The organism is Rhizobium sp. NXC14 (genome assembly GCF_002117485.1).
Lineage (GTDB): Bacteria > Pseudomonadota > Alphaproteobacteria > Rhizobiales > Rhizobiaceae > Rhizobium.
Genome location: NZ_CP021030.1, coordinates 1,163,728 through 1,184,508, shown reverse-complemented (window position 1 = coordinate 1,184,508; position 20,781 = coordinate 1,163,728). Strand labels below are relative to the sequence as shown.

Below are 20,781 nucleotides of genomic sequence, written 5' to 3'. Positions count from 1 at the left end.
CCGGTCGCTTCTGGCGGGCTGGCGGAAATACGCTATTGGGTCGATCCTTCTTGTCTGCCTCCTCGTCGGAAGCGTGCTGGTGTGGGCATTGAAAGACGTGCCCTGGAGCGAGATCCGGGATGGAACGTTGAAGCCGGTCGTGGTGCTGGAAACCGCCGACGGCGCGCCATTGGTGAGACAGGGGCCTTATCAAGGGCCCTATGCGCGATACGACCAGTTTCCACCCCATCTGATCGATGCCGTGCTGTCGATCGAGGACCGCCGGTTCATGGATCATTTCGGCGTCGACCCCAGGGGCATCGGCAGGGCGTTTCTGCGGAACCTGGAGGCCGGCTCGGTGGTGGAGGGCGGCAGCACCATCACCCAGCAACTCATCAAGCTGCAATATCTCGACAGCGACCGAACGATAAAACGAAAGATTCAGGAGCTTGTCATCGCCGTCTGGCTGGAGTGGAAGCTCGGCAAGCATGAAATCCTGACGCGCTATCTCAACAGCGTCTATCTTGGCGCCGGTGCGACCGGCATGCCCGCCGCCGCGCGCATCTATTTCAACAAGGATATCGGCGCCCTCAACCTTCCGGAGTCGGCGATGCTGGCGGGGCTGCTGCGAGCGCCCAGCCAATGGAACCCCATCGATAATTTCGAAGGCGCCCGGCAGCGCACCCTGGTCGTTCTCGACGCGATGACGGCCAATGGCAAGGTCACCGCGCCACAGGCGACGGAGGCCAAGACGAGCTTTGCCAAGCTGCACCCAACAACGCCGACGCCGCGCTCCGGCAGCTGGTTTGCAGACTGGATTTCGCCGCAGGCGAGCGAAATCGCCGGCTCCTCGCCAGGGTCGACGACGGTGCGCACCACGCTGGTGCCGCAGTTACAGCAGATCGCCGAGAGGATCGTGCAACGGTCTTTGGACGGCGAAGGAAAATCCGTAGGAGCATCGCAGGCTGCGCTGGTTGCGATGACACCGGACGGCGCTGTCGTTGCGATGGTTGGCGGGCGCGACTACAAGGCGAGCCAGTTCAACCGCGCCGTCACTGCGATGCGCCAGCCGGGCTCCACCTTCAAGCTGTTCGTCTACTACGCAGCATTGAAGGCTGGGCTCACCTTGTCCGACCAGATTCTGGACGCACCAATTGAAATCGACGGCTGGTCGCCGGAAAATTCCGGCGGCAATTATAGTGGGTGGGTGACGCTCGCCGAGGCGTTCGCGCGATCGCTCAATGCCGCGTCGGTATCGCTTGCCCAAGAGGTCGGCCTGGACAATGTGATTGCCGCGGCGCGCGAACTCGGCATCGATGCGCCACTGGCCGACACGCCGTCGTTGGCGCTCGGGACCTCCGAAGTCAATCTGCTCAATCTCACCAGCGCCTATGCGTCCGTCCAGCTCGGCAAGGCCCCCGTCAAGCCCTGGGGTATCATCGATTTCCAAGCGGCAGGGCAGCCCAAGGCCTTTCGCGTTGGCGCCCAATCAAAGCCGAGTGTCGATCTTTCGCCCTACCAGTCCGATCTCCTCGGGCTCCTGCAGCTGGTGGTGGAGCGCGGCACCGGACGGGGAGCAGACCCCGGCACCTTTGCGGCCGGCAAGACCGGCACCAGCCAGAACAATCGTGATGCCTGGTTCGTCGGCTTCACGGACGCCCTCGTCGTTGGCGTCTGGGTTGGTAATGATGATGACGCGCCGATGAAGGGGGTGACGGGCGGCGCCCTGCCCGCCCATATTTGGCGGGACTTCATCCGCGAGGCGACGATCGAGCCGACGCTCAACGGCGTGCGGTCGAGCGAAGTGGTCGTCGACGGTCAAGCCGCCCCGCAGTCCTGCAACATCACCGCCTGCTCGCGCAGCTACCGCTCCTTTCGCCCATCCGATTGTACCTATCAGCCCTATTCGGGCGGCCGACGGCTTTGCGAAAAGTGATCTGGTTCGGCAGAGATTCAACCGCAGGGACTACCTGCCAAAAGCGTTTTTCAGCGCATCGACGACGACGCGGACGGAGGGAACGTCTTTGATATCGGCATGGACCACCAGCCAGACCTCTCTCGTCAACGGCTGTTCGGTCCCGATGCGCTGGAGACCGCTGGACTCCGCGACGGCGAAATCGGGGAGCATGACGACACCTGCACCAAGGCTTGCAGTTGCAGCCTGAAACTCCAAAACGGACGATCTCACAGCGATCGGCCGGCCGGCGGCCAGTTCGACCAGCCGCAATTGCTGCGGTGAGGCATTCATGGTTTCGTCGTAACCGATGAAGGTCCAGTCCGACGGCGGAACCGCTTCGAGATAGGCCTTCGATGCGTAGAGATGAAAGCTTGTCTCGCCGAGCTTGGCGATCGCGTAATCTCCGTCCTGCGGACGCGACATTCGCACGGCCACATCCGCCTCCCGCCTGTTGAGGGAGGCGAGGCGCTTTTCTCCGACAAGCGTGATCTCAACGCCGGGATGGTCTCGCCTGACGGCTGCGATGGGTTTTGCAAGCAGCATGCTCGATAGCGCGGGAGGGGCACTGATCCTGACATGGCCGCGCAATTCCGTGGCGCTGCTGCGACCGAGTTGCTCGATGGCTGCTGTCTGGACGGCGACGAGAGCGGCGTATCTCGCAACCTGCTCTCCGTCCGACGTCATGATGATGCGGCGTCCGCGGCGATCTACGAGTTTGCGTCCGAGACTGGATTCGAGCGACGAAACGCGGCGACTGACGGTGGCATGTTCGACGCCGAGTTGTCTTGCTGCACCAAGCAAGGTTCCCGATTGCGCGAGCGCCAGGAAATGCCGAAGGTCGTCCCAATCGAGTTCTGTGAAATCTCTCCCAACCATTGTGCAGCAATAGGGAATTTTCACCCATCACGCCACCGCTTATTTTATCCGAAATAAGGAGAGCACGAGCGATGACCGACCAGATCATATGGCTGAACGCGGCCGGCGACATCAATCAGTTCCATGTCGAGCAGCGCCAGTGTGACAGCCCCGGCGATGGCGAGATCAGAATCCGTCACGAGGCGATCGGAACGAACTTTCTAGACATTTATCACCGGAAAGGTATCTACCCGATGCCGTCCTACCCCGCGGTGATCGGCGCCGAAGCGGCTGGAATCGTCGAGGCTGTCGGTTCGGGCGTCTCGATGTTCGAAAGAGGTGATCGCGTCGCCTATGCCGGGCCACCGGTCGGCGCCTATCGCTCCGCGCGCAACATCGCCGCTGAAAGGGCGATCAAGCTGCCGGATACCCTTTCGGCAAAAACAGCGGCGAGTTCGCTCCTCAAAGGCATGACCGCCTACATGCTGTTGAAGAAGACCTATGATGTGCGTGCAGGAAACCAGGTTCTGATCCATGCGGCTGCCGGCGGGCTCGGCAGCATCCTGGTTCGCTGGGCCAAGTCGCTCGGAGCCACGGTGATCGGAACGGTCGGTTCCTCCGAAAAGGCAGCCCTCGCCAGATCTTGTGGAGCCGATCACCTGATCGTCGGGCGCGGCGCCGATTTCGTCGCGGAAGTGAAGCGGCTGACGAACGGGCTCGGCGTCGACGTCGCCTATGACGGAATCGGCGGGGATACGCTTCTCAAAAGCATACACTCTGTCCGCCCATTCGGCATGGCTGTCACCATCGGTCAGGCCGCCGGCGCCATTCCACCGGTCCCTGTCGAGGAACTTCGCCCGGGCAAGGCGCTCTGCCATCCGAGCATCATGGCCTGGTGCGCCGACGTCGGACAGTATCGCGAAGCTGCTCTCGCTGCGATCGGAGCAATGGAATCGGGGATCGTCTCGCAGATCGGTGCCGAATACCGTTTGACCGACGTTGCGAAGGCGCACGAAGAGATGGAATCCGGGCGCGCGGCGGGCAGTATCCTGCTGATCCCTTGATGGCTCGAGAAAGAACACCGGCAGAAATCATGGACCGACAGCGCGTCCGATCCCCGCGGCGGCCTTCGACGGGCTGATCCGGTCGGGCGATCCACAGCGACCAGGTGGAGGCATCTATCCAAAAAATGGCATTATCTTATCCATTCCGGCCATCTACAGCGGGAAAACCTATTTCGATAGAGTGCCGCCATCGAGGTGGGCGATCGGCAATGGACCGGCCCGCGCCCTGCCTCGCAAAGACGCCGGTGCCTGTCTGGGTCGGCGTCGAGTGACGGGAAAGGATGAAAGACATGTCTACAGCCAACAAGCCACTGATCGCAGTCACGGGTGCAACGAGCAAACAGGGGCGGAGCGTCGTTGCGACGCTTCTTGAAAGCCAGCGTTTCCGCGTCCGTGCTCTCACTCGAAGAAAGGATTCGCCCGAAGCCCTGCGTCTCGAAAAACTCGGCGCCGAAATCGCCGCCGTGCCCCTCGAACTCGGCCTTCAGAAGGAATTCGCTGCGGCATTCAAGGGCGCGGATGGCGCGTTTCTGATGACGCCGCCGATCGCTCCGCCGCAGACGACCGAAGCACCTCTCGGCCGACAACTGGCGGACGCTGCCGTGGAGGCCGGCGTAGGGCACATTGTCTTCAGCACGCTGGAGAATGTCGACAAGATCACCGGTTGGACGAAATATGCGCCGCATTTTACCGACAAGGCGCGCGTTGCCGATTACATACGCGCCCTGCCGATTTCCCATTCCTTCGTCATGCTGGCCTTCTTCTACACAAACCTTATCGAGTATTATGCGCCGCGGATGGAAGGCGACACCCTGCTCTTGCCGATTTACCTTCCGGAAGATTTCCGGGCGCCTTTCGTCGATCCGCTGACGGCGACGGGGCCTGTCGTCCTGGAGATTTTCTCAAATCCTGAGCGCTACAACGGCAAAACGCTGCCGATCGTCGGCGATATCATTTCTCCGAGGGAGATGGTCGAAACCTTCCGACGCGTCACCGGCCTCAAGGCCGAGTATCGAAATGCTTTCACCAGGGATGGCCTTCTGCGCTATTTCCCGGAATTTGCCGCCAACGAATTTCTGGTTCGAGAGCTTCTCGGAATGGTCGAATATGCGGTCGAATATGGCTATTTCGGCAAGGAACACGATCTCGAATGGAGCCGCCGGCTCAATCCAGAGACGCTCAACTGGGAGCAGTTTCTGCGGACGACGGGATGGCGCGGCGACAAGCGGTCTTTCGGAAGTTGAATCAGCGGCTTACGACGGCCGGATTCCCGGCAGCTTGGCAATCTGGGCGGCAAGAAAGTCGACCAGCAGCCGAACGCGGGCAATGGCTGCACGCTCCGGAACAATCAGCAAGCTTAGCGGAACCGGCGAAGGCCGATAGTCGCCAAGCACCACTTCAAGCCGGCCGTCGTCCAGCAGATCTTGAACCAGCCAGAGATGTGTAGGACCGATGCCGCGTCCGGCGGCAAGAGCTTCGCGCGCCGCAAGCCCGTGATCGACACGCAGCCGACCGCCGACCGGGATCATGAATCTGGCGCCATCGGGGGCGGAAAGAACGAGCTGGTTGCTGCCTGCCACATTTGACATCACGATGGTTTCGTAGCGTGACAGATCGGCCGGACACTCCGGCCGCCCCCGGGCGGACAAATAGGCCGGAGCGCCAACCAGCAGCCGCTGGCTCTCTCCGACCGCATGAAGTTTCATCGAGCTGTCGGCAAGAGGTCCAAGGCGAAGCGCCACATCAACGCCTTCGCGAACCAGGTCGATGCGTTCGTCCGTCAGGTTGAGGTCGATGCGGATGTCCGGATGCTTGTCTTGGAAGTCGAAGATCATACGCGTGACATGCATCACACCGAGCGCTGCCGTACAGGAAAGCCGAACAGCCCCCGCCGGAGCCTGACGGGCATCTCTGGCTTCCTCAGCGGCCTGTTCGACCAGGCGCAGGATCTGAAGGCAGGTGGTGTAATAGCGACTGCCCTCCTCCGTCAGGGTGACGCGGCGGGTGGTGCGGCTGAGCAGCGGCACGCCGACAGCCTCCTCGAGTTCATTGAGGTGCCGCGTCACGGTGGATTGGCCGAGGCCCAGCTCCTTTGCGACCATTGACAGGTTGCCGCGCTCAGCGACCCGCACGAAGGTGCGCATCCTGTCGAAAGACAATCCGGTCTTATCCATTCTTAAGCACAGTGGTGGCCATCCGCACCATATACGGAATAATCCTGACTGTGCACAGACCTCAAGGCGCCCCCACTTCCATTATGGCGGCAGGTGCCAGATTATCGCGTCGAACCGCGCGGCACGATGGAAAAGCCGCAATTGACCCTGTCTTCCCGGGGCGGCTCATCATGAATGGCATGCAGCAGCATGTCGGCGACGCGGTAGCCGATGTCCTGGCGCGGGATGTGCACCGTCGTCAGCGACGGCTCGATGAAGGGCGAAAATTCCAGGTCGTTGAAGCCACAAATGCCGACATCCTCCGGCACGCGGATGCCGCGCGCCTTGCATTCGATCAGCACGCCGAAGGCTAGTTCGTCGCTCTGGGCAAAGACGGCATCGACATTGGCCACGCGCTCGAGCAGGCGGGAAAACAGCTCTCTGCCGAGGCCGATACGGCTCGGCGCATCGCCGCCAATGATGAGATCCTCGTGGAAAAGGCCGGCTTCCCGCATCACCGCCTCGTAACCCTCAATGCGCCGGCGCGAGCGGACATCGGCGCCGCGACCGATCAAGGCGATCCGACTATAGCCCCTCGACAACAGGAACCGGGTGGGCTCGGCGCCCGCCATATAATGATCGAGGCCGACGACCAGGCTTTGCGGCTCCTGACTAAGATCGGTGACATGGGCGATGGGACAGGGGGCGCTCGCCAGCAGCGGCAGAAGATCGCCGTAGTACTCGGCGCCGGCGATGATGACGCCGGCCGGCTTCTGGGTCAGGATGGATTTCAGCAGGCCGGCTTCACCCTCGCCATGGTGCAGCGTGCTCGAATATTGCACGGTGAACTCCGTGCCGCGGAAACAATCCTCGATACCGATCATCAGGGCGGCGAAGCCGTACTGGTGCAAGGCGGGGGTGATGACGCCGACAATGCCGTTGTGGCGGCCGGCCAGAGCCCGGGCGGCAAGATTGGGGATATAGCCCATCTCCTCGACCGTGCGCAGAATTTCCTCGCGCAGATCCTCCGAGACGATTTCCGGATTGCGCAATGCACGCGAAATGGTGATCGGGCTCACGCCCACCTTCTTCGCCACGTCGCTCAGCTTCACATGCATCCCGCGCTCGGCTTTCCGCCCTCGCTCAACCGAATTCTTCATCGCCCCTCATATACCGTGGGCCAGACGCGCCTGCGGCCGATTCCCCGGTCATGACTTCCTGACGAAGAAATATTTTAGAGTCCACTAACTTTTATAGCCGCAACGGGTTCCGGAGATCCGACTTTGCCGAAGCGAGCGGGACCGCCTTTATCAGGCGAGACGGCCGGCAGTTGGCGGGGAACGCGGCGGCTGGCGCGGGCATCGGCGACGGATGTTAAACTTCAGTAATGTCTTACAAATCGGCAATATCAACATGATCAATATTTAATTTGTAAAGCCATCCGGCGTGATCATATTTAATCCCGAGCGCGAATTCTTCTCCCCTCCCCGATCGTCGCCTCCCGGCGATCCGCGCCGGCGAACGGAGGAATTGGCGCACCTCATCCGACGCCAGGTCCCAGACATGGAACTACGACGCCGTCACAAGCCAACGTTCTCGCAAGGGATAACCACCATGTCACATATTCTCAGCAAACATCGCACAGCAGCACTTGTCGGGGCCGCCATCATCGCCGGCGCGGCATGCCTTCCCTTCGCCGTCAATTCGCCCAGCGCCTTTGCAGCACCATCGGACACGGGCGGTATTCTCGCCCCGAGCGGCTCCTTCGCCTCCGTCGTCGACGCCGACAAGCCTGCCGTCGTCACCATCACCACGACGATGAAGACGACGGATGTCAGCGCCGAGCAGGAATCGCCGATGGACGAGCAGTTCCGCCAGTTCTTCGAGGATCAGGGCATTCCCCTGCCGCGCCCGGTGCCGCAACAGCGCGGCTCCCAGCATGCGATGGCGCTCGGCTCCGGCTTCATCGTCAGCCCGGACGGCCTGATCGTCACCAACAACCATGTCATCGACAATGCGCTCGACATTAAGGTGACGCTCGACGACGGCACCGAGCTGCCCGCCAAGCTGATCGGCGCCGATCCGAAATCCGATGTCGCCGTGCTGAAGGTCGAGGCAGGCAAGCCGCTGCAGACCGTCGCCTGGGGCGATTCCGACAGGCTGAAGCTCGGCGATCAGATCCTGGCGATCGGCAACCCCTTCGGCATCGGCACGACGGTAACGGCAGGCATCGTCTCGGCCCGCGGCCGCGACCTCCATAGCGGGCCCTATGACGATTTCATCCAGATCGATGCGCCGATCAACCACGGCAATTCAGGCGGTCCGCTCGTCGATCGCGAGGGCAAGGTCGTCGGCATCAACACCGCCATCTACTCGCCGAACGGCGGCAGCGTCGGGGTCGGTTTCGCCATTCCCTCCGACGAGGCCAAGGCGATCGTCGCGAAGCTCGAGAAGGATGGTTCGATCAATCACGGCTATCTCGGCGTGCAGATCCAACCGGTCACGAAAGATGTCGCCGACGCCGTCGGCCTCGACAAGACAGGCGGCGCGCTGGTGGCTGCCGTCTCCGCCGATACGCCGGCTGCCCATGCCGGCCTGAAGCCCGGCGACATCGTCACCTCGGTCGGCGGCGAGACCGTCAAGACGCCGAAGGACCTGTCGCGTCTCGTCGCCGATCTTTCGCCGGGCACGCAGAAATCGCTCGGCGTCTGGCGCGACGGCAAGACCATCGATCTCAACGTCACCGTCGGCGCCAATGCGGATGGCCGGAAGCAGGCTGCGGCGACAAGCCCGGAAGCGCAGGGCCGCGCCTCCGGCCAGCCGAGCCTCGGCATCGGCCTTGCCGACCTGACGCCCGATGTGCGTCAGCAGCTCAACCTGCCGCGCTCCGTCAGCGGCGCGGTGGTCGCCAGCGTCAATCCGGATAAATCGGCCGCCGCCGCCGGCATCCAGACGGGCGACGTCATCGTCTCGGTCAACGACCGGCCGGTGCACAATGCCCGCGACGTCAAGGCCGCAATCGCCGAAGCCGGCGAGGCCGGCCGCAAATCCGTGCTGCTGCTCGTCGAACGCGACGGGAATAAAACCTTCGTCGCCGTACCCTTCAACGCGGCCTGAGGCAATCCCAGGGAAGAGCCCCGCGAAAGCTGGTTCAATTCGCTGACAAAGTCTCTTCCGTCATGCTCGGCCTTGTGCCGAGCATCTGACCACCTTAAATGTTCCGGTATAAAATCTTTTATTTTCAATGCCTTACTTTGACGCGCGCAGATCCTCGGCACAAGGCCGAGGATGACGTCAGGATCTATGGCTATCCGGCTGCGGCACAGAGCTGCGGCCGGCCCTTGAAGCATATGGTAAATGGCGGCATTTCCCCTCGAAAAACCGACAGACCGCCGGTTTTTCGTTCCGAAAACAGACACTGAAACAGGCTGTTGCGCCATTGCCTGACAAGGCCGCCGGCTGCCAATCAACTGCCGCTGGACGAATTAACCCTACTGCCTTACCTTAATATCAGCATCAACTTGAATACGTCCCGCCCTATGACATCGTATTTTCATGATCACTAATTTGTTCCGGCACGGCGCGCCGGAACGGTGACTCGCTTTTCCCGAGAGGGACCGGCTTCGTGCATCGAGCAGCGCCGCAACATTGAACGGAGGGTATGCATGAATAACGTGGTGGAATTTCGCGCCAAATGCCCGAACGACGAAAGCCTGGCCGACTGCCGGGAGGCGCTTGAACCGCAGGTGATGAAGATCGTCGCCGAGGCCGTCGGCAGGGGCTATCCAGCGGCCGAAGCGGCCATGGTGGTCGCCGATATCGCCGACGACTATATCCTGATGCTGTCGCGCGAGCTGCGGAAATAATGGCGCGGCGTGCGCAGATTCGCACGCCGATAAGCCGGTAGCGAGGGAAGCAGTGGACCGCGCAGCGCCTGCCGGGGTAGCAGGGGGTACAGGAGACGAGACCGGCCACGCGGCCCGGCGATCCTAACGCCGGATAATGCCGGAAGTTCCGGCTCCGGCGCTATCGCCATTTCGGCTGGGGCGGCGGCGCATTGGCCCGGATCTCATGCAGCGGTGCGTGAGACCCGAGTAGCTTTTTCAGCTTCTTCTCCTCCGCCGGGCCAATCCCAAACTTGCGGCAATGCTCGGCAACGTCATGCTCCCGAGGCCCCGGAACGCGAACTTGGCGGTTGCTCATGCTCTTCATGTTCGTTTCCTCCTTGAAGGGGATAACAAACAACCGGCATTTTTGTTCGTTAGAAAAGTCTAATTTTAGTAAGGGGCGAAATACGGCAATATATCAGCGGAGCTGACGCCGTTATGCTGCGTTTGACTTGCCAGCATTCGCCGTCAGTCGATTGCCAACCGCAAGGATGGCGCTCAACTGATCTTCAGCCAATGCCTGAGTGCCGCCACAGCCCCGTCGCTGGCATAGGCAATGACCCCACCCGTCGTCAGCCCGGCGAAGGCAATCAGCCCTGAGATGCCATAGCCGATCGATTTCATCCGTTTCCACTCTTCGAGCGCCGGGCCGACCGTCTCCTGGTTCTTGTCGACGGTATCCTTGAGCGTCCCGATTTCGGCGCGGATCTGCGCATCGGCTCCGTCTGTCATCGCCGCCCTGGTATCGAGATGGGCGATCTGCCTTGCCTGTTCGTCGAGCCGCTTGTGGATCACGGCACGGCCCTCATGGGCATTGGCTTTTTCGTCGCTCATCTCCTGGCGCAGCAGCGCGACGTTTTCCTCGATGCCGGTCAGCCTTCCCTCGACGCGCCCGAGAGCGCGCAGGATATCGTCATTGGATGTCATGGCGGGGCCACCTCAGGAATTGAATTTCAGCTTTTCGGATTGGGCAATGCCGCTCGAAATCCGGTCGATCATGATCGGCTGCGGGTGGATGAAGGAGACCGGCGAAAGCTCCCCGACAGACGGCGCCGGACGCACCACTGACCCCACAGGCATGACGACGGCGCTCACGCCTTGATAGGTGATGACGTTGCTGGCGATGCTGGCCACGACCTGCGTGCTCAAGCGCGCCAAGCCGTCCGGGCCGGAATAGATGTGCAGCGTCTGCTCGGGCCTGAAGATGCTCGCATCCGCGACGACAATCTGGTTATAGGTGGCAACGCCGTCAGTTCCGGCCTGCGCGGTCAATGTCGTGCTCGCAAGCTCCAGCATGCCGGGCCAGACACCGCCTCTGGAGGGGGAGACCCAGGCTGCGTAAGTATCGATTGCCGCGTCGCAGCAAGCCGATGTCTGCGCAAGAATATCATCGCGAAGCCGCCATTTGCCGGAAGCGTCCGTTCCATCCGACGGCCAGCTGTTGTTGGTTCCATAGACCTGATACTCGGCCCTGAGGCCGAGATCGTTGCAGGTGATCGTCCCGGTCGCCGGCGAAGTGCCGCCGGCGAAACTATAGGTGAAGGTGTTGGCGTCGACGACCGATATTACATAGCTTCCATTGTAAGCGGTCGGCGTTGCTCCCGAGATACTGACGGTCTGGCCTGTCGCAAGTCCGTTGAGGCCGCTTGCGATGGTCGCCGTGGCGACCGTGCCGACCGAGGTCAGCGTGATGTTGCGTGTGACGGTCGTCCGTCCGAGCGGCGGGAAGGCAACGATTCTGGCGCCAGAATATTCGGCGCGCAGGCGGGTGACCAGGGAGCGGTAATTGGTGGTGAAGAACTGCGTATAGGTCGAGGCCGTGTCGTTCTGCCCCATCTGGTTTGTTATGACCGTGAACGGCCATTTATTGCCGTTGAAGGCGATGATTTCGCGGATGATGTCTCGGCGCCTGGTCGCGATCGAGGAGCCGCTGCCGGTATATTCGCGGACGGAGCCGGCGCCGGGCATGCCGATCAGGCAATGGGGAATTCGGCCAGGGCCGCCGTCCCTGTCGAGCCAGCGGCGCAGCCAGCCGAGGTTGCCGCGCGCGTCGGCAGCGGAGGAATATTCCTGGCGCGCCTCGCCGATGCTGTCGACGAAAGCCAGCGCGACCGGCCTTCCATCCCAGTCGCCCTTGGCGACCATGAAATCGGCCCCCCAATATTGCGGCTGCGCCTGCGTGCCATAGCCGGTATCGAGGGTGACGGTGCTGTCGGCGAGCGGGCTATCCTTGAAGGCGAGAAGCGTGGCGAGATCGCCGGCGCCCCAGACGCGTTCGCCGCGATGTTTCTGAATGCGGTAGACCGGCCAGATCTTCTCGCCGACGGCGGTGTGATAAAAGAGCCAGATTTCGATTTCGCTTTCCGGCGCGACGTCGGGGATGGTGAGCTCGTCCGTCCAGGCGCCATTCGTCTGGTCGGCAACGGTCACCGTGTTCGCCCCGGCGAAGGTGCAGGGGTAGAAGACGCCGGCGACGCGGACGAACATGGCGTCGGCGACCACGGAATTGCCCGGCGTGCCGATCGTGCCGGTGACGACGGTTTCCTGCGGCGAATTTCCGCCTTCCGTCGAGGCGAAGCCGGAAAGATGGAAGCGGAAGGTCCGCGTCTTATATTGCGGCGTGTTGACGACGATCTTGGTGCAGACATAATTCGTGCCGGAGGCGGCGGTGACGATCGCGCCCGACGGCATGCGGTTGCGGGTGGCGAAGAACATGTAGCGGTCGGGGTCCCCGGCGCTGCCGCCCGCGCCGTTCAGCATCGGATTGGCAAGGGCGAGCGAAATGGCATTCATCATCGGCGTGTTCCGTATCGGCTGGTGAGGTCATCATAGAATTTGACGCTGCGCTCCTGGCGGGCGTTGGCGCGGTCGAGCGCCTGGCGCTCGCGGGCGAGGATCGCGATCAGCGGCTCGCCCTCGCGGACCGGCGCATGCGCTTCCTGCCTTCTGAGATCGTCTGGCAGCGGCGGCAGCACGATGCCGGCGGCGACCTGCCCTTTGGCGACCGCCGCCGTGTTCAGGCGCTCAGTGGCGGAGCAGCCAGTCACGATCAGCAGCAGTGACAGCGCAAGCACGGTTCTTTTGCGAAAGCTCGAGTTCATAGGATCGGATCTCGTTTCCAATGTGTCTCTGGCGGCCTGTTCGGCGGCCTTGGCCGCCTCCAGGCGCTTGCGGTGCTCCTCACCGGCGCCGGCTGCCGCGTCGCGCTGGCGCTCCAACTCGCGTTCTTTTTTTCGATCCAGTCGTCGCTGCTGTTATCGGCGATCTCGACCATCTCGTCGACGAAGCTGTCGGCCATGATCTCGCGCGCCAGCGCGTATCGCGCCCGGAACGCCGCCTTGTCCTCATCCGCCAGCCAGGAGAGCACCGTCGATTTCGCCGGCATGTCCTCATCCCGGCAGATCGAGCGCAGGCTTTCCCGGTCGGCGATGCGCGCGCAGATTTTTTCCGCCAGCGCCTGGCTGAACTTGCTCGGCCTGCCCATAGGTCGGCGTCTGACGCTCAGAACAAAGCGATAATGTTGGAGGCCGTGGTCCCGGTCAGCGCCACGATTGCAGCATGAACGGGCAGGATCGTCCCGGCCGGCACGCTCTTGAAGATGACGGGATCCACATCCCGCCGCGGCGCAATCGCCACATCACCGGCCGTGCCGATATAAAGCGCACGCGCCCCGACAATGGCGGTATCGTTCGGCGTCACCACCGCGGCCCGCGAGGCCGGAGCAATCGAAGGGTCCATTGCAGTTCTCCTTGGAAAAGGCGGCTCTTGATCCCGACGCAGCTGCATCAGGCGCTGTTTCGGTAGATTGCGACAGAACGCACTCCCCACCGTCCGTCATCCCAGGGCTTGACCCTGGGATCCATGCCCGTTGCCGCTAGTGGAGGCCGACGTGGATCCTCGGGTCAAGCCCGATCCTCGAGTCAAGCCCGAGGAGGACGGAGCAAGAGGTGAGCGCTGTCCCAAACCCGCGTTGTGTTAGATGACGCCGGCCAGAAAGCCCTGCCGAATGACGCACACCATCGAAGCGTCGCCGGCCTTCACCGCCGGCATCACCTCTGAATTCAAATTTCGCAGCTTGGATTTACGGTAGGATTAAATGATCCGGCGGGGGGTGATCAAGGACTTTCCAGCGTAGAAACTCACTCCGATGCCGATTCGAAATCGTCGAAGACGAATTGTTCAAACGTTGGGCCGAACGTCCCTCCACTCTCCGTCATCCCAGGCCTTGAGCAGCCTTGAGCCTGGGATCCATGCTCGCGTCTGGTAGAGACCAGCCGTGGATCCTCGGGTCAAGCCCGAGGTGGACAGAGCAAGGGGTGGGCACGGTGCCACACCCACAGTGGTGTTCGATGACGCCGGCCGGAAAGCCCTGGCGAATGACGCACGCCATCGAAGCGTCGCCGGCCTTCGCCGTCGACATCACCTTTGGATTCAAATCTCGCAGCTTGGATTTACGGTAGGAATTAAATGATCCGCCGGGGGGTGATCAAGGACTTTCGAGCGTAGAAATTCACTTGGATGTCGATTCGAAATCAGTGGAGGCGAACCGGTCAACCGTTGGTCCAAAACGCCCCTCCACCCTCCGTCATTCCAGGCCTTGAGCCTGGAATCCATGCTCGCGTCTGGTAGAGACCAGCCGTGGATTCTCGTCAAGGGTACAGCCCGGGCTGATACCTGACAGAATGAACCGGGTTGATGGTCGACAAGTCATAGTGTGTCGGAGGGAGGGCTTCCGATGCCATTTGTGGAGACTTGTCGCATGGAAGAACGTGTTCGGATGCTGTCGGACTATGCTTTGGGGCACTGGAGTGTGAGAGATCTTTGCCGACGCTACGGTGTGAGCCGGGATACATTTTACGCCTGGGGCAAACGGCAGATGAGCGTAGCGCCGGATTGGTTTGTCGATCGGTCGCATGGCACGGTTTCGTGCCCGCATCGCACGCCGTCAGCCCTTGCCGATGAGGTGATTGCGCTACGCCGGCGGTTTCCGCATATGGGGCCGCGCAAGCTGCTGGCGCTGTTGCAGCGCCAGTCTGCGCAGACCGCTTGGCCGGCGGCCTCGACGATCGGCGACATCCTCAAACGGGCAGGCCTTGTGGACACTGCCAAGCGGCGACGCAGGGCACTGGACCAAAGCCGGCCGTTCACCGAGGCAACAAAAGCCAATGACGAATGGAGCGTGGACTTTAAGGGCTGGTTCCGCACCCGCGACCAACAACGCATCGATCCACTGACGATCAGCGACAGCTATAGCCGTTTTCTGATCGATGTCCAAATTGCTCCACAGACCATCGACGGCGTGCGGCCTGTCTTCGAACGAGCCTTTCGCACCCATGGGCTACCGTTTGCGATCCGCTGCGACAATGGTTCGCCTTTCGGCAGCCATGGGGCCGGCGGCCTGACCCGATTATCGACTTGGTGGATCAAGCTCGGCATCGAGGCGCACTTCATCTCGCCGGCATCGCCCCAGGAGAACGGCAGGCACGAGCGCATGCATCGTACTCTCAAGGCCCAGACATCCAAGCCACCGGCCGATAATGCCGGCCAACAGCAGGCCCGTTTCGATGCCTTTCGCCGGCACTACAATGAGGAGCGCCCGCATGAAGCGCTGGGTCAACGACCACCGGCCGATCTCTATCGACCCTGCCAGCCGCGTGTGATGCCCGAGCGTCTCGACGATCCCTGGTATGATGCCGATCATCAAGTGCGTCGCGTGCGAGACAACGGTGAGATCAAATGGAAGGGAGGCCGACTCTTTGTCAGCGAAGCCCTTGCCGGCGAACTCGTCGGCCTGAGCGAGCTCGAAAACGGTGACCACGTCGTGCGCTTCTGCAACCGCGACATAGGCCTCATCGGCCCGGACGGACGCTTTCGTCGCTTCGCTCCGCCGCGACCGCCCGGGCCGATGAGGCCTAAAGCAGCACATACGACAGAATGAAAACTGTCAGGTATCATCCCGGTCCAAAATGTCGATCATCAACCCGGTCGTTCAAAGCCCGGCCCCTCACCCTAACCCTCTCCCCGCTCGCGGGCGAGGGGACGTGCCCTTTTGAGAGGTCGGAGAGGATGGAGAGCTCGCGGCATATCCCCTTCGCCCCGCGTGCGGGGAGAAGGTGGCCCGAAGGGTCGGATGAGAATCTGTGTTGGCTGTCAAGGCGGATTTGGTGTCCAGAGACGGTTCTGAGATAGAAGGCAGTTTGCCAGCACGAGCAGCTTTCGCATGATGGCGACAAGGATGACCTTGGCTGGTTTTCCTGTGGCTTTGAGCGTGTCTGCGAAACGAGCAAGCGCGGGATTGTAGCGACATGCCGACAAGGCGGCCATGTAGAGCGCGCGCCGGGGTGCGGGCCTGCCGGCGCGGATGGAACGACGTCCGGTTCGTGCACCGCTGTCGTTCGCGATTGGGGCAAGCCCTGCCAGCATGGCGGCCTGTTTGCCCGAACATGTCCCCAACTCGTCCATGCCGGCCATCAAGGCCAGGGCCGTGACGCGGCCGATGCCGGGAATGGAGGTGAGGATCTCGGCCTTGCGGCAGAGCTGCGGATCCTCGCCGACACATCGTTCGATCTCTTTGTCGAGACGTTCGACATGCTGTTCCAGCCGTCGCACAAGGCGGTTGAGTTCGCCGCGCAGAAAGGCAGTGGTGGCAGCCTTGCTGCGATTCTGCAGGGCGGTGATGTCGCATTTGGCTGCCGATCGTGCATTGACCAGCTCCTGCAAGGCCTCGATGTGAGGACTTGGCGGCGTGTCGGCCGGCGGGCGCAGGCTCTCGGCCAAGAGCGCCAGGAAACGGGCATCTAGCCGATCGGTCTTGGCGAGATAGCCGCAGGCGCGGGCAAACATGCGCGCGCGCAACGGATCGACCACGGCGACGGCAAAGCCATCGAGCCAAAGCGAGTGATGGGCGGGGCGATGGAACTTACCGGTTGCCTCCATCACGATGCTTTTGGGCCGATGCCTGGCCAGCAGCCGTTTCAGCTGGTCGATGCCGGTCTTGTCATTGCTAAACCGCCGGCTTTCGCCCAGCGGATGCAGATGAACATCAAGCCACTCTTTACTCACGTCCACACCGGCATAAACTACCGGCATCGCGTCTTCTTGGAACGAAACCTTGCCTTGCATGCGGGACTTGCTCCCCATCATCTGTTCAGGACAAACGCGAGGACGGCCGGACCAATCTCATCCCCGGTTCAAGCCAAGGGGCCTGCGGTCCCGGCCGTCCGCACTCCGGCGGATGGCCATCCGCCGGAGTGCGCACCGATCATCAATCAGCGCGAATTGAACATGCAAGGGGCGGGAGCGTCGACTGCGAACAAATCTAGCAGCTTGGATTTACGGTAGGATTAAATGATCCACCGGGCGGTGATCAAGGATTTTCGAGCGCAGAAATTCACGTCGATGTCAGTTCGAAATCGGCAGAGGCGAATTCGTCAAGCGTTTGGCGAAACCGTCCCTCCACCCTCCGTCATCCCAGGGCTTGTCCCTGGGATTCACGCCGATGCTGGTGGAGGCCAAGGTGGATCCTCAGGTCAAGCCCGAGGAAGACGAAACAAGGGTGAACGCTGCGCCAAACCCCGCGGTGGTGCGATACCATCCAACGTGAGCGAGGAATATACTATCAACAGGCTGCCGATCACAGATGGAGGAGTCTGTGAACACCACCGTCTCAGGACTTCTTCTTTGCCTCGCCACTTTTATCGGCGTGCACCTGTCCGCGAACCCGGCCGAGGCCGAGGAACTGGTGCGGTTCGAAAGCGCGCCTGTCACGCTCAGCCCGTTTCGAATCCGCAAGGCCCTCGAACAGGGAGAAATTCTCTCCCAACCGCCGGGCACGCCGTTGCTCGGCTATCTATCCCGCCCTGCCGGCGACGGCCCGTTCCCGGCGGTGGTCATCCTGCACGGTTGCGATCACCTGCGTTTGAGCGTCAAGGAGCTTTGGCCGAAACGGCTGGTGAGATGGGGCTATGTCGTGCTTGTCGTCGACAGCTTCACCACCCGCAAGCTCGACGACACCTGTCGAAGCCATCTTCCCGAGCGCGTCTTCGATGCCTATGGCGCTTTGGACTTTTTATCGAAATCAGGCTTCGTCGATATCCGGCGCGTCGCCTTGATGGGCTTTGCGGCCGGCGGCACCGCGGCGCTGGACGCCACGAAGACCGACGGCAACGAGCAGCTTATGGAGCGCAAGTTCAGGGCGGCGGTTGCCTATTATCCCGCCTGTGACGCCGATCGCGGCGACCCGACGGTGCCGACCCTGATCCTGACCGGCGAGAGAGACAACTGGAGCCGGGCCGAACGATGCCAGAAGAGGCTTGCCCGCCTCAGCGACAATGCCCCGCCCGTCGAGCTCAATGTCTACAAGGGCATCTATCATAATTTCGATGCGCCGGAGTTCATGGTGGGACGGAGAGTGCTGGGTCATATCGAAAAATACGACGCCGACGCCGCGGCGAAGTCCATGCGCAGCGTTTACGCCTTTCTACGCAAGTACCTGGCAAACTAAGCCTGCCTGATCTCAGGAGGATCGATCGCGGCGCAGCTCCCCCCAACCTCCGCCATTCCAGGGCCTTGGAGCCTGGATGCCTCCCGCCGGTTGCCCGGCATTTACCGGCACCCCAACCTCCGTCATCCGAGGCCTTGAGCCTGGGATCCATGTCCGCTGCCGACGTGGATCCTCGGGTCAAGCCCGAGGAGGACGGAGTGTGAGGCGATCTCTGCGGCAAATCAATCCAGGGCGATATTTACGCTCCGAACTGAACGCCTAAACCTCACTCGGCCGCCCTGACGTTGCCTGGCTCGCCGAGGACGTGAACGCCTCTTCGGCGCTCGGCACTTTCCCCTCCGGCGTCAGATCGTCGACGGCCTTCGGAAGATCGCGGCTCAGCCGCCCGAGGATCTCCTGATGCGAGAGGCCGGTATTCCTGGCGATCTCGTCCAGGACATCCGGGCCGAGGGCTGTGGCAAGTTCGCCGTCATTGATGTCGGCATTCTGGCCGCGGCGCACCCAGGATTCCATCTTGTCGCCCTGGCCGTTCTGCTGAAAGGTCTTCAGGAGGTCGCCGAGGCCGCCGCTGACGATGCTGCCCGAGGTCAGGCCGCCGAGGAGGCCGCCCAAACCACCGCCGGAGCCGGCCAGTCCGCCGAGAAGGCCGCCGAGCCCGCCTGATGGCTGGCCTCCGGCGCCTGCCTGCTGCGGGTTCTGGAGGCCCCGCAGGAGCTCCCGGATCTTGTCCCTGTTCTGGTAACCGGCAACGGCAAGAACGGCGAGAAGCGCCTTCATTTGACCGCTCATCATGATGAAATCCTCCTGTGGTGCTCCGTGGGTTCAAGCCAGTCGGAGCGCTGTATGGGCGCAATGTTCACAAAGTTGGAAAGCTCCCCGCCGGCGAGCGCAAGATCCGGTGCCGGCGGCATTGTTCGACTGTCTCAAGGCCGCATCAGATTTCCGGGCAACCGCGCCGGTTGGCGAAGATCATCCGATCCGGCCCGCGGCGGGTCATGCCCTCGACGACGATGCTGCGCGGCGACATGCGCACGATTCGCGCCCGGCGCAGGCCTTCGCTGCGGGCGATGTCGAGCGCATCGTCGGGATCGCAGCGGCGCGGTCCCCGGCGGTCGTAGCGGTCGTAATCGCGATCACGGTCGCGGTCGTAGACGCCGACGCCGCCGGGGCCGATGCGCAGCTCCATATCCTGGGCGGCGGCAATCGTCGGTGCGATCGTCAGGCCGGTCATGGAGGCCAGGCCGATCAACACGAACTGAAGAGACTTATGCATGGATTCCTCCCATGGCCTTGTTTGCTTATCGCCATACCAACATCGCCACCGGGATTTTGTTCCGTGACGCTGGAGGTGCCTGCGGGGAGAAAGCAAGGGCTCGCACGACAGCGCGGAGCCGCTCAGCGTGCTCGGGCGTGATGCTCCAGCCAGGCGACAGCGAAGCTGCAGATCGAGGCCGCATCGACCAGCACCGATGGCGCGTCTCCGACTGGACCCTGTGTGCCCTGCCCGCTGGCGAGAAAGGCGCTGACGATCCGGGCGAAGTAATCGCTTTCGAGGCCGGGCACGACCGGGTCGCCGGTATCGAATTCCTCGAGCATGCGCCACACCACGCCTGCTGGCGTGGCAAAGGGCACCTCGTAGCGGCGCAGGCGCTTGTTCGGGATTTCAGCCAGGTGCTCGGCATGGTGGAGAAGGGTCATCGTGTCGAGCGGGGCTCCGGCCATGAGGACCTTGCCGCCGGCCGCCACGAGTTTGGCGAGCGGCGAGCCATCGCCATAGCCGTAATCGAGCGGATGATCGGCAGTGAGCCAGTCGGCCCTGACGCCGATCGCCGCGACCGAGGCGCCCGGATTGCCGCTGCGCCGCGCCCCTGGCGTGGTTCGAAGGAATTCCGGGAAGATGCCGTTATCGCGGATCGCCCGGGAACTGATGGGATCGAAAGGCGCAATATGGTCGCGCCATTCGAAAGGAACGCGGCCGTTCTCGTCGAGCAGTTCGTCATAGGCGCCGTTCCAGTCCGCATAGGCGACGATGGTGCCCGACGGGCCGACGACATCGCGCAGCGCATCGATGAACATGTCGGGACCGTTGAGCAACCGCCCCAGTCTGCTCATGGCGGCATGCACCATGACCATGTCGCCGGCGCGAAGTCCGAGCTTTTCCAGATCCTTGCTGAGCGAGAGACGGGTGTGAAAGTGCGGAGCGGTCATCGGCCAACGATCAGCAGGACACGACCCCGAGTCAATGCTCCCGGGCGGACGTCAGGGCACCATCGCTCGCGATACCCTGCTGCCGCTCGCCTCCTGCCTCCGCGCCAGACTTCCGTTTGGTGCACCGCTTTCAAGGACATGAACCTGGTGGTCATCGATGACGGTCCGTGGAACC

Annotated in this window: 19 protein-coding genes and 2 pseudogenes; 7 read left to right on the top strand and 14 right to left on the bottom strand. The window is 62.3% G+C overall.

Translation table 11 applies throughout. From position 1 onward, the window contains the following. Nucleotides 1-34: 34 nt before the first annotated feature. Nucleotides 35-1,915: a PBP1A family penicillin-binding protein gene (locus NXC14_RS05825; protein ID WP_245362147.1), complete on the top strand. Its 1,881-nt coding sequence runs from the start codon at nt 35-37 to the stop codon at nt 1,913-1,915. A 30-nt stretch (nt 1,916-1,945) separates the two neighbouring features. Here the strand turns inward: NXC14_RS05825 and NXC14_RS05820 are convergent, their stop codons facing one another. Further along, nucleotides 1,946-2,812: a LysR family transcriptional regulator gene (locus NXC14_RS05820; RefSeq protein WP_198175526.1), complete on the bottom strand. Its 867-nt coding sequence runs from the start codon at nt 2,810-2,812 to the stop codon at nt 1,946-1,948. A gap of 71 nt (nt 2,813-2,883) precedes the next feature. Between NXC14_RS05820 and NXC14_RS05815 the strand changes: the two genes are divergently transcribed. Further along, entirely contained in the window at nt 2,884-3,855 is a 972-nt protein-coding gene (locus tag NXC14_RS05815) for a quinone oxidoreductase (protein ID WP_085777350.1), read from the top strand. Nucleotides 3,856-4,145: 290 nt separating this feature from the next. Continuing rightward, on the top strand, nt 4,146-5,099 hold the full coding sequence (locus NXC14_RS05810) for an NmrA/HSCARG family protein (protein WP_085780002.1): 954 nt from the start codon (nt 4,146-4,148) through the stop codon (nt 5,097-5,099). 9 nt (nt 5,100-5,108) lie between these two features. Here the strand turns inward: NXC14_RS05810 and NXC14_RS05805 are convergent, their stop codons facing one another. Continuing rightward, entirely contained in the window at nt 5,109-6,029 is a 921-nt protein-coding gene (locus tag NXC14_RS05805) for a LysR family transcriptional regulator (RefSeq protein ID WP_085777349.1), read from the bottom strand. Nucleotides 6,030-6,130: 101 nt separating this feature from the next. After that, nucleotides 6,131-7,168 (bottom strand): LacI family DNA-binding transcriptional regulator, encoded by a 1,038-nt coding sequence (locus tag NXC14_RS05800; protein WP_085777348.1) that lies wholly within the window; start codon nt 7,166-7,168, stop codon nt 6,131-6,133. A 454-nt stretch (nt 7,169-7,622) separates the two neighbouring features. On the opposite strand from NXC14_RS05800, the gene NXC14_RS05795 reads away from it, so the two are divergent. After that, nucleotides 7,623-9,125, top strand: coding sequence for a DegQ family serine endoprotease (locus NXC14_RS05795; protein WP_085777347.1), 1,503 nt, complete (start codon nt 7,623-7,625; stop codon nt 9,123-9,125). Nucleotides 9,126-9,673: 548 nt separating this feature from the next. After that, complete coding sequence (locus NXC14_RS05790; protein ID WP_085777346.1) at nt 9,674-9,874, top strand: hypothetical protein; 201 nt, start codon at nt 9,674-9,676, stop codon at nt 9,872-9,874. Nucleotides 9,875-10,034: 160 nt separating this feature from the next. On the opposite strand, the gene NXC14_RS05785 is transcribed toward NXC14_RS05790, so the two are convergent. From NXC14_RS05785 to NXC14_RS05755, 7 genes and pseudogenes are all read right to left on the bottom strand, one after another. Then, nucleotides 10,035-10,220, bottom strand: coding sequence for a hypothetical protein (locus NXC14_RS05785; RefSeq protein WP_082240273.1), 186 nt, complete (start codon nt 10,218-10,220; stop codon nt 10,035-10,037). 173 nt (nt 10,221-10,393) lie between these two features. After that, nucleotides 10,394-10,822 carry a DUF1515 domain-containing protein gene (locus tag NXC14_RS05780; protein WP_085777345.1) on the bottom strand — a complete coding sequence of 143 codons (429 nt, stop codon included), beginning with the start codon at nt 10,820-10,822 and terminating at the stop codon, nt 10,394-10,396. 12 nt (nt 10,823-10,834) lie between these two features. After that, on the bottom strand, nt 10,835-12,691 hold the full coding sequence (locus tag NXC14_RS05775; RefSeq protein ID WP_085777344.1) for a hypothetical protein: 1,857 nt from the start codon (nt 12,689-12,691) through the stop codon (nt 10,835-10,837). Beyond that, the gene (locus NXC14_RS05770) at nt 12,688-12,915 is read right to left on the bottom strand and encodes a hypothetical protein (RefSeq protein WP_085780001.1); all 228 of its coding nucleotides are present in this window, start codon (nt 12,913-12,915) and stop codon (nt 12,688-12,690) included. The genes NXC14_RS05775 and NXC14_RS05770 overlap by 4 nt, the downstream gene beginning before the upstream one ends. A gap of 4 nt (nt 12,916-12,919) precedes the next feature. Continuing rightward, nucleotides 12,920-13,116, bottom strand: a pseudogene (locus NXC14_RS33295) (hypothetical protein); the annotation flags it as partial. Beyond that, nucleotides 13,113-13,379 (bottom strand): annotated as a pseudogene (locus NXC14_RS05760) (terminase small subunit protein); the annotation flags it as partial. The pseudogenes NXC14_RS33295 and NXC14_RS05760, both read right to left, overlap by 4 nt. Before the next feature lie 17 nt (nt 13,380-13,396). Then, a complete protein-coding gene (locus NXC14_RS05755) occupies nt 13,397-13,633 on the bottom strand; it encodes a hypothetical protein (protein WP_064692138.1) in 237 nt (78 codons plus the stop codon). Between the two features lie 1,021 nt (nt 13,634-14,654). On the opposite strand from NXC14_RS05755, the gene NXC14_RS05750 reads away from it, so the two are divergent. After that, nucleotides 14,655-15,833, top strand: a complete 1,179-nt coding sequence (locus NXC14_RS05750; protein WP_245362135.1) for an integrase core domain-containing protein — start codon at nt 14,655-14,657, stop codon at nt 15,831-15,833. A 212-nt stretch (nt 15,834-16,045) separates the two neighbouring features. Here NXC14_RS05750 and NXC14_RS05745 read toward each other — a convergent pair whose 3' ends face one another. Continuing rightward, complete coding sequence (locus tag NXC14_RS05745; protein WP_085777273.1) at nt 16,046-17,017, bottom strand: IS110 family transposase; 972 nt, start codon at nt 17,015-17,017, stop codon at nt 16,046-16,048. 517 nt (nt 17,018-17,534) lie between these two features. Here NXC14_RS05745 and NXC14_RS05740 point away from each other — a divergent pair. After that, nucleotides 17,535-18,398 (top strand): dienelactone hydrolase family protein, encoded by an 864-nt coding sequence (locus tag NXC14_RS05740; protein WP_085777342.1) that lies wholly within the window; start codon nt 17,535-17,537, stop codon nt 18,396-18,398. Between the two features lie 258 nt (nt 18,399-18,656). Here the strand turns inward: NXC14_RS05740 and NXC14_RS05735 are convergent, their stop codons facing one another. From NXC14_RS05735 to aac(3), 3 genes are all read right to left on the bottom strand, one after another. Beyond that, complete coding sequence (locus NXC14_RS05735) at nt 18,657-19,190, bottom strand: YidB family protein (protein ID WP_085777341.1); 534 nt, start codon at nt 19,188-19,190, stop codon at nt 18,657-18,659. A 142-nt stretch (nt 19,191-19,332) separates the two neighbouring features. Then, complete coding sequence (locus tag NXC14_RS05730) at nt 19,333-19,671, bottom strand: hypothetical protein (RefSeq protein ID WP_085777340.1); 339 nt, start codon at nt 19,669-19,671, stop codon at nt 19,333-19,335. A 122-nt stretch (nt 19,672-19,793) separates the two neighbouring features. Continuing rightward, nucleotides 19,794-20,606, bottom strand: a complete 813-nt coding sequence (aac(3), locus tag NXC14_RS05725; protein WP_085777339.1) for an aminoglycoside 3-N-acetyltransferase — start codon at nt 20,604-20,606, stop codon at nt 19,794-19,796. Nucleotides 20,607-20,781 lie beyond the last annotated feature (175 nt).